Source organism: Phaeobacter sp., assembly GCF_022825805.1.
In the GTDB taxonomy this organism is placed as follows: Bacteria; Pseudomonadota; Alphaproteobacteria; order Rhodobacterales; family Rhodobacteraceae; genus Phaeobacter.
Window position 1 is genome coordinate 1 of record NZ_JAJDWC010000151.1, and the last position, 8,072, is coordinate 8,072.

General features: G+C 55.5%; 8 protein-coding genes. All 8 read left to right on the top strand.

The genetic code is table 11. The features are described from left to right. Positions 1-106 precede the first annotated feature (106 nt). The 8 genes from Q0C28_RS16915 to Q0C28_RS16950 all read left to right on the top strand — a co-directional run bounded on the left by Q0C28_RS16915 (position 107) and on the right by Q0C28_RS16950 (position 7,938). Complete coding sequence (locus tag Q0C28_RS16915; protein WP_293577542.1) at positions 107-793, top strand: hypothetical protein; 687 nt, start codon at positions 107-109, stop codon at positions 791-793. 4 nt (positions 794-797) lie between these two features. Beyond that, positions 798-2,798 carry a VWD domain-containing protein gene (locus Q0C28_RS16920; RefSeq protein ID WP_293577544.1) on the top strand — a complete coding sequence of 667 codons (2,001 nt, stop codon included), beginning with the start codon at positions 798-800 and terminating at the stop codon, positions 2,796-2,798. 187 nt (positions 2,799-2,985) lie between these two features. After that, positions 2,986-3,495, top strand: coding sequence for a hypothetical protein (locus Q0C28_RS16925; RefSeq protein ID WP_293577546.1), 510 nt, complete (start codon positions 2,986-2,988; stop codon positions 3,493-3,495). Between the two features lie 10 nt (positions 3,496-3,505). Beyond that, the gene (locus Q0C28_RS16930; protein ID WP_293577548.1) at positions 3,506-4,405 is read left to right on the top strand and encodes a hypothetical protein; all 900 of its coding nucleotides are present in this window, start codon (positions 3,506-3,508) and stop codon (positions 4,403-4,405) included. 12 nt (positions 4,406-4,417) lie between these two features. Then, positions 4,418-5,152 (top strand): hypothetical protein, encoded by a 735-nt coding sequence (locus Q0C28_RS16935; RefSeq protein WP_293577550.1) that lies wholly within the window; start codon positions 4,418-4,420, stop codon positions 5,150-5,152. Positions 5,153-5,687: 535 nt separating this feature from the next. After that, complete coding sequence (locus tag Q0C28_RS16940; protein WP_293577552.1) at positions 5,688-6,584, top strand: siderophore ABC transporter substrate-binding protein; 897 nt, start codon at positions 5,688-5,690, stop codon at positions 6,582-6,584. A gap of 6 nt (positions 6,585-6,590) precedes the next feature. Next, a complete protein-coding gene (locus Q0C28_RS16945; protein WP_293577554.1) occupies positions 6,591-7,544 on the top strand; it encodes an iron chelate uptake ABC transporter family permease subunit in 954 nt (317 codons plus the stop codon). Next, positions 7,534-7,938, top strand: a complete 405-nt coding sequence (locus tag Q0C28_RS16950) for an iron chelate uptake ABC transporter family permease subunit (RefSeq protein WP_293577556.1) — start codon at positions 7,534-7,536, stop codon at positions 7,936-7,938. The genes Q0C28_RS16945 and Q0C28_RS16950 overlap by 11 nt, the downstream gene beginning before the upstream one ends. Positions 7,939-8,072 lie beyond the last annotated feature (134 nt).

The window sequence follows — 8,072 nt, forward strand, 5'->3', positions numbered from 1 at the left end:
GAGATTCTTCCGCGAAACCATCCCCAAAGAGTGGAAAACATTCCGAGATCAGGTCTCAGACAACTTCAGGGTCATAACACACGAAAAATTTCGGGTTTTGGGGTGAGTGCGGTATAACGACCAAAATCTCGGGCTGATCGCCTATGGGCACCGCCGCAAAGGCGATTGTGGTGATATCGAAACCCTGGTTCCCTTGAATGTCGGCAACAGCGCCAGAATTACCGAACAATTGCGCATTCTGCGGCCAAAAGGAAAAACCCCCATATCAGACGCAGTCCGATTGGCGGCTGAAGAGATGCGGTTCACCGAGGAGACTGCAACCGTTGTCCTAATTTCCGATGGAGTTGAAACCTGTGCCGCCGATCCTTGCGCCACCGCGCGAACATTGGAGGAGGCCGGCATTGATTTTACGGCCCACGTCATCGGGTTTGACATCAAAGATGCTGCCGCCAACGCCCAACTTGCCTGCATCGCGGAGGAAACCGGTGGCTCCTTTCTGAGTGCACAGAACGCCGCAGACCTGTCCCTTGCTGTGACGACGGTGGTTGAGGATGTTCAGAATACCCAAAACCAAACTGTGTCAGAACCTCGCCCGATTGTGGCGCGGGATGATACCCTGGATGCCGCATTCGTCGCATGTGTTCGCGCCCGCGCACAGGCTCATCCAGACCCCTTGGTGCAGTCCTTTTCAACAGCTGCAGATCTGACGGATGTCTCTGCGGTCACGGCACTGCAATCCTTCACCGTTGCCATGTTCTTGCAGTCCCTTTTTGCTTCATGCGGAAACCCTTAACGTGATGTTCAAACGTAATTCCTTTGTTTTTCTTGCAACAATCGCACTCAGCTCTGGTGCTTTTGACGTGCATGCTCAGTCGTTTTTTCCAGGTTTCTTTGGTGGCACAACTCCTGCCGAGTGCGCGCAGAAGTGCAAAGACGTCAAGAGCAGTTGCCAGAAGGATATCGATCGCCTCAAATCGCTCTGCAAATCAACGGGTCGGACCCTGCTCTGCGATCAAGCCAAGAAGCTTGGATGTGAAGCAAGTGAGACATATTGCAAAGAAATGGAGTTGGTCAGCTTTCAGGATTCAAAATGCGATCCGCCCATACCGCCTGAAGATGACCCAAGCCCCGAAGGCGGGCTGTTCGGTGAACCACATTTCATTACCTTCGACGGCTTGCTTTACGATCTGCAAAGTGTTGGCGACATGCGATTGGTTGAAACCGATGATGCCCGCTTTGCTGCCCATGTGCGGCTGTCGCCGTTTACAAATAACACAAGCGTTCAATCGGCAATTGGATTGCGGTTTGATGAACTTATCCTCAACTACGACACGCGTGACGAGGTTTGGCGCGCAACCCATTTCGATGACGCGATTGATATTTTCCGATTTGATATGGGTCCCGTTGCTGGCGTGCTCATTTCGCGGCCGCGTCAGGGAGTCGTGCGGCTGGTTCACCCGGAAATTGCCACCGTCACAATCGACATCCATCAATCGTATCTGAACTCAAGCATTGATTTGCGAATGGATCAGAAAACCACTGGTCTGTTGGGGAATAATGACGGCAATCCAGACAACGACGTTCAGCTGCCTGAAGGCTCGGATTATTGGGCCTGGATCCATGGGCCATATGCGGAAGCCTATCGATTGAAAGAGAACTCCCCGTTATTGCCTTACCGCATCGGTGAGACAGCAGACACGTTTGCAATCGATCAGCACCCCAATATGCCGACAGCGCTGAAGCTGGCTGATCTAGAATCCGCCGCAGCCGTCTGCGCACAAAAAGAATTGGTTCATCCCTGGCACTCGATCTGTGTTCACGACGTGGCCATAACCGACGATCTACGTTTTGCAGAGGGCCTCTATCGCAGGGAGCTTCCAAATGTGCGCACTTTGCCCGTCCTGGAAGGTGGCCTGATCGCAAAAGTGAGTGCCTGGATCGAAACAGGATCGCTCCTGCAAGCCAGTCTTTCGGCACCCGAGACTGCAGCAGCTGGGGAAACCATTCCGATCGACTGGCAAGGCCCCAATGGGGCCGGAGACTATGTGTCTGTCTCGCGCGTTGAGGATAATAATGCCTCTAGCTACATCAACCTGCGCTACACGCGAGAAGAACAACCGCTTGCGTTAGAAATGCCAGGAGAGCCCGGCCGTTACGAGCTGCGCTACGTTTTTGCGGGGAAAAATACCAAAGAAGATGATTTGGTTTTGGCGCGGCAGGTGATTTCTGTTGAAGAGAATGCCGTCGGCCTGCGCGCTCTGGGGAGTGCTCTCATCGGAGAAACCATTTCAATTGACTGGCAAGGTCCAGACCAAGCGGGCGACTATATTTCTATTGCAGCGCTTGGTGACAAGCCGTTCAAGCACATCACGCGTGAGTTCACTCGAAAAGGCTCTCCTATCTCACTGACGGTCCCCGGTGAACCGGGCAGCTATGAGCTGCGCTATGTACTGGCAGTCACTAACGCCAACGGTGATGACGTGGTGGTCGGACAGAGAGAGATTTCCGTCGCGCCAACCACAGCCACACTGACAGCCCCATCCGCGATTATCGCAGGTCAACCCTTCACGTTTGACTGGAGCGGTCCGGGTTTCCGAAGAGACTACATCGCGATTTCAGAAGTGGGATCCAAGCCATGGAAAACGCTCGATAGAGCAGCGGCCACGTCCAGCGATCCCATGACCCTCTCCGCGCCCAAAATACCAGGCACTTATGAGCTGCGTTACGTCTTGGGCGTGACGAATGCAAACGGTGACGACGTAGTTTTGACCACACAGACTATCGAGGTCGTCGAATGAAACCCCACCAATTTTCTTACCTCAAACATTTTGTATTCGCCGTCGTTGCTTCAACGACTTTGGTGGCCTGCGTTGGATCAGATCACATGACGGAACAAGAGGCCAGAGACACGTTGCTGACCTGTGAACAGATGTTTGGTCCTGAAAAATGTCAGTAGTTGAACAGTGTAGAAAAAGGCAATTAACGATGAGACAAACCCTTCCAAGATCTGCTCTGTTTTTCGCTCTTTTCTCGGTAATCAGCGTGCCCGCTCAGGCACAAAGCAATGCTGATTTCATATTGAATATACCCGTGCGTATTGCGGGTGATGCCACGAAAGTCACAGACGGGATTTGGATCGGCTGCACGGTGACGCGTGGTTCGTATGCGCCTTTGACGCAATCCTATACAGTCGCTCTGCCAGGTGACGTGATGCAACCGACCGAGCCTGACGGCACACATGTGGCGCGCCTTCCTTGGACGGTTCCGGACTACATGAAAGGGGCCGCTGTTTCTCAACAAAATGGGTTCAATTGGTTCTGCACCATCTATCAGGGCAGCCCCCAAACAGACCTAAGCCTCGCCAAGAGATTTGCCGAGAATGACAGGCCTATTGACCCCGCCGACTATGGGTCATGCACCCATATCAGAGGCGCGCTAAACGCAGATTTTTCCCAGACTATCGAGCCTGGACGCTTCTGCTTGGGCGATTATTGAGCGCTGCGCCATGACGTCCCTGTTTGCTTGCTGCACCGCTGCCTTAACGTCGCTTGTGATGGTAACTGCGCTAGCTAGCGCAGCCAGTTCGCAAGCGGTGGTGCCAGCCAAGCCCGACACCCTTCGCTTGATTGATCCAGGCAGCAGCAGCCCACTGCGTGACGTCCCTATGCCCGAGGCGGGAGAGAGGTTCACACCTCAACTTGCGACGCGGGTTGTTCATGCACCATCACTGTCGATCCTTGTGCGAGAGCCTGTGGAAATTGCTGCGCCCGACCTTGTTATTGTTGTAACAGAACCCACTGAGGTATCTACACCTGAGCTCGTTATTGCTCTGCGGGAGCCGGTGGAGATCGCAGCACCTGAGCTCATTATTGTGGTCAAAAAGCCAGTCGATCTATCCTCCCCTCCGCTGTTGATCGTCGTCCAGAAAGATGAGGACCCGGACAACGAAGGGAAACCTGAAGTCGATGGAAACGGCAGTTCATCGCCGCTCGGCAGCAAGACTGTGTCAGGCCACCCCATTTGTGTTGGTGAGTACACCATTCATTCCACAGGGGCAGCTAGCGGTGGCATAGGTCCTGACGGCGTGGCTGTACCAGACATGCCGGTCGGAACGCCTGTTATGGCCAAGGCAACCCTTAGCACAGACAGCTGCGGGGCAGTCCTGACCATGAAATCGCAAGGCCAAAGCATCCAGTTGGTACGCCAGGACGGCAGCGACAATGCCTACATCGGCGAGCTGCAAATGCCGGACGGCGTATCGCGCACCCTACACCTCACCTGCGAAAGCAACCTCAATATGCGCGGCATGCTTCACGCGCGCGACGGCCGTATCAAAGTGCGCCGCCCGATGTGGCTGCGCCCTGCGGACACAACCACAACAACACTCGCCGCCTGCGCGAAATAGGAGACATAGAACATGATCTTTAAACGCCTCTCTATCGCTGCCCTTTGTGCAGTCTATCTGGCTGCACCCGCATTTGCGGATGTCGAAACCTATTTGAACGGGTTTTGTGATGCTCAGGATTTCGACACCCATCAATGTGCCTGCGCCAAGACCACTTTCACAACCGAAACAGCGCAGCGCGAGTTGACACCCGAACAACGTGCGATGGCGGCACTTTTTCTGGGGCAACCAGGTCTCGATGTGATGGTTTTTGCCGAAGCGATGCAGACCATAGATCGCAGCGTCATGCCATCGGTGATCCCCGTGGTTGGGCAGCTGCAAGCACCCATCTACCAAACATGTGTCGAAGTGGATGCCAACACATTCACTGTTGAAGAGACGAAAACCAAAGAACGCTACTTGCAAGCGTGCATCTTCATGTCGGGCCAAGACGCAGAGGAGAAAGCCCTGTGCTCTTGTCAGGCGGATGCGTTTGCTCAGCAATATGATGACGAGACCTTTTTGTTGATCACAGAAACTCTTGAGGTCGAGGCCAGTGGAGAATCTGGCGACATGGACCCGTTGGAATACCTGATGCTGAACAAACGTGGCATGTCACAAGCCCAAGCGATGGACTTCATGATGGTCAACCAAGGACTGTTTATGGAGGCCCCCATGATCCTGATGAGCTGCGCCCAGGATGTGACAGGAACCGATATGAACCTCAAAGCCTTGATGCAGGGCGTGATACAACACGATACGCAATAACGTTGAGATAGACGTATTCGTATCATTGAGTGGTAGCGAAAACCTGACAAATCAGGTTTTCGTTTGGCGGAGGTTGGGTCTCCGCACAATAAAGACCCAAGATGAGCCTGGCAATCCAAGCACTGCCAGTCGCATAAGACGCCAGTTTCACGCATAAGCCTTCGGCCTGAGCCGCTTAAAATCTTCCAAAGGTCCAATTTTCCTGAGGGCGTTTGCCCCGATGTGGAGGCAACCGCAACGATGCAGTGGCAACAGTCATTGGAAGAAAAAAAAGGCCAAATTCAGCAAATCTGTCCTGCTTGCAACGTTTTCCCTCCCCGGCGCAGTGCTGGCGCAAATCAACGTTGGCGATTAGCTTGGGTCTTCTGAGGTCGCGATCCCAACTGCGTTGTAGGTGCAGAAATACGGGCAGGCAGCCCTGGAAACGGTATGGCCTTTCCACGCGGCATGTGGCAAACGGAGACAGCCAGTGGCATGCAATTGCATGTCGCAAGCCGAACTCTTTCCTAACCGCTGAGATTCCGAGAGGCTTGCTATGGTTTTCCGAACACTTGCTTATGCTGCGACCTTATTCATTGCCGGACCGCTACTGGCCGAAGACCTGACTGTTGGTACGGCCCGCGGACCCAAAGAGGTCCCGCTGTCACCGGAAACCGTCGCGGTATTTGATGTGGCTGCGGTGGACACACTGTCTGCACTGGAGGTGCCTGTGGCCGGCACCTTGAATTCGCTCTACGTGGACTATCTGGGCGAAACCGAAGCCAGCGCGGTGGATCTGGGCACCTTCTGGGAACCGGATCTCGAGGCGTTGCATGCGCTGGCGCCGGATCTGATTGTGGTGGGCACGCGCAGTGCCGATCAGGTAAAGCTGCTGTCACGGATTGCGCCGGCAATCGACATGACGGTGGGCTATGATACAGTTACCGAGGGGCTTGCGCGGCTGGAAGCCTATGGAGAGATTTTCGGACGTCAAAACAGGGCTGCCAGCCTGAAGGCAAACTTCGAGGCCCGCCTTGCACAGGCCAAAGCCGCTGCAGAAGGCAAGGGCACCGCGCTGGTGATCATGACAAACGGGCCTAAGATTTCGGCCTTCGGCACAGGCGGGCGGTTCGGTTGGCTGCATACATCTGTGGGGCTACCGGAAGCGGCACCGGAGATCGGTGCTTCGATCCATGGCGAAAGCGTGTCTTTCGAGTTCATTCGCGACAAGAACCCTGATTGGCTGATCGTGGTGGATCGCCTTGCCGCCATCGGCCGCCCTGGTGAGAGTGCGGCGGCAACGCTGGACAGTGTTCTGGTGCAGGGCACCAAGGCCTGGGGGGCGGGGCAAGTTATCTACCTTAACCCGGCGGACATCTACATTGCGGGCGGCGGGATACAGTCTATGAACCGGACACTGGATCAATTGATTGCGGGCTTTATAGGCAGCTGATCGGCTATGCGAGCTGCTATCTTGGCATTGCTGGCGCTTTTGGCGTTGTGCTGCGCTTCGCTGTTTGTGGGCGCAACTGGCATTGACGCCCAAAGCCTGGCCACCGGCGAAGCTTTGCGGCTGATTTTCGACAGCCGTCTGCCGCGTACCCTCGCAGCGCTGTTGACCGGAGCTTCGCTGGCGATCGCCGGGCAGATCATGCAGCTGCTTTCGCGCAACCGCTTTGTCGAGCCGATGACGGCAGGAACAGGTCAGAGCGCGATTTTGGGTATCTTGCTGGTGTCGTTGCTACTTCCGGAGGCATCCGTTGCAGTGAAGATGATGCTTGCTTCTACTGCAGCGCTGGCCGGTAGCCTGGGGCTCTTTGCAATCACGCGTCGGCTGCCGCCTGCGCAGCCGCTGCTGGTACCGCTAGTCGGGTTGGTTTATGGCGGGGTGATCGGTGCAGTGGCTGTTTTTGCGGCGATCCAGGCCGATTTGCTGCAGTATCTGGAAATCTGGATCAGCGGCGAGTTCTCGGGCACCATGCGCGGCCGCTATGAGCTTTTGTGGCTGGCCGGGTTGGCGGTTGTGTTCAGTTATCTGGTGGCTGATCAATTCTCGATCCTTGGGTTGGGGCAGGAGGTGAGCCTGAACTTGGGCCTCAACTACCGGCAGGTTGTTATGAGTGGGCTGGCAGTAATTTCCATTGTGACCGGCCTTACTGTGGTGACGGTCGGGATGATCCCATTTGTTGGGCTGGTGGTGCCGAACCTTGTGAGCCGGGTAATGGGAGACAACCTACGCAGCAGCCTGCCTGCGACCGCGCTGGCCGGTGCAGCCTTGGTGCTGGCCGCAGATTTGGCGGGGCGGCTGTTGATCCACCCGTTTGAGATCCCGGCGGCCACGGTGATCGGCGTCATTGGGGCAGCAGTGTTCCTTTGGATGCTCTATGGCAGGGGTTCAGTCCATGCTGCGTAACAGGATGATCCTGTTGACGCTGTTGCTGGTCCTGTGCTGTGCCGGATACTTGTTCACCGGTATCCGGGGCAGTTGGGCCTTTGCGCTGGAGTTCCGCGGTCTGAAGCTGGCGGCGCTGCTCTTGGTGGGGGCAACGCAGGCGGTGGCGGCGATGATGTTTCAAACCATCACGGGCAACCGGATTTTGACGCCGTCGATCATGGGGTTTGATGCGCTTTATGTGCTGCTGCTCAGCGGCATGGTTTTCTTCCTTGGCGCTCAGGTCTATCAGCAAATCGATGCGCGGCTGATGATGGCAGGGAACGCTGTGCTGCTCAGCGGAGCAGCGGTTGCCCTGTTTGGCGCGGTGCTGCGCAAGGGGCGAAACGATCTGATGCGGATGGTGCTGATGTAAATGCCGTTTCAAAAATCCCCAAAAGTGGCGAAGTAAAATTCCCCACTTTCTGGTCTCGGTGATCAGCCGGTTGTTGCGATCAGTTTCTCCTTTTTTGGTGGTCGGCCGCGTCGCTTTGGTGCGGGCGGTGGTGT

What these genes read in the sequence shown, in the direction of transcription:
- Q0C28_RS16930 (WP_293577548.1), top strand. Translation starts at nt 3,506, where the DNA reads ATGACGTCCCTGTTTGCTTGCTGCACCGCTGCCTTAACGTCGCTTGTG.
- Q0C28_RS16925 (WP_293577546.1), top strand. Translation starts at nt 2,986, where the DNA reads ATGAGACAAACCCTTCCAAGATCTGCTCTGTTTTTCGCTCTTTTCTCG.
- Q0C28_RS16920 (WP_293577544.1), top strand. Translation starts at nt 798, where the DNA reads ATGTTCAAACGTAATTCCTTTGTTTTTCTTGCAACAATCGCACTCAGC.
- Q0C28_RS16950 (WP_293577556.1), top strand. Translation starts at nt 7,534, where the DNA reads ATGCTGCGTAACAGGATGATCCTGTTGACGCTGTTGCTGGTCCTGTGC.
- Q0C28_RS16940 (WP_293577552.1), top strand. Translation starts at nt 5,688, where the DNA reads ATGGTTTTCCGAACACTTGCTTATGCTGCGACCTTATTCATTGCCGGA.
- Q0C28_RS16945 (WP_293577554.1), top strand. Translation starts at nt 6,591, where the DNA reads ATGCGAGCTGCTATCTTGGCATTGCTGGCGCTTTTGGCGTTGTGCTGC.
- Q0C28_RS16935 (WP_293577550.1), top strand. Translation starts at nt 4,418, where the DNA reads ATGATCTTTAAACGCCTCTCTATCGCTGCCCTTTGTGCAGTCTATCTG.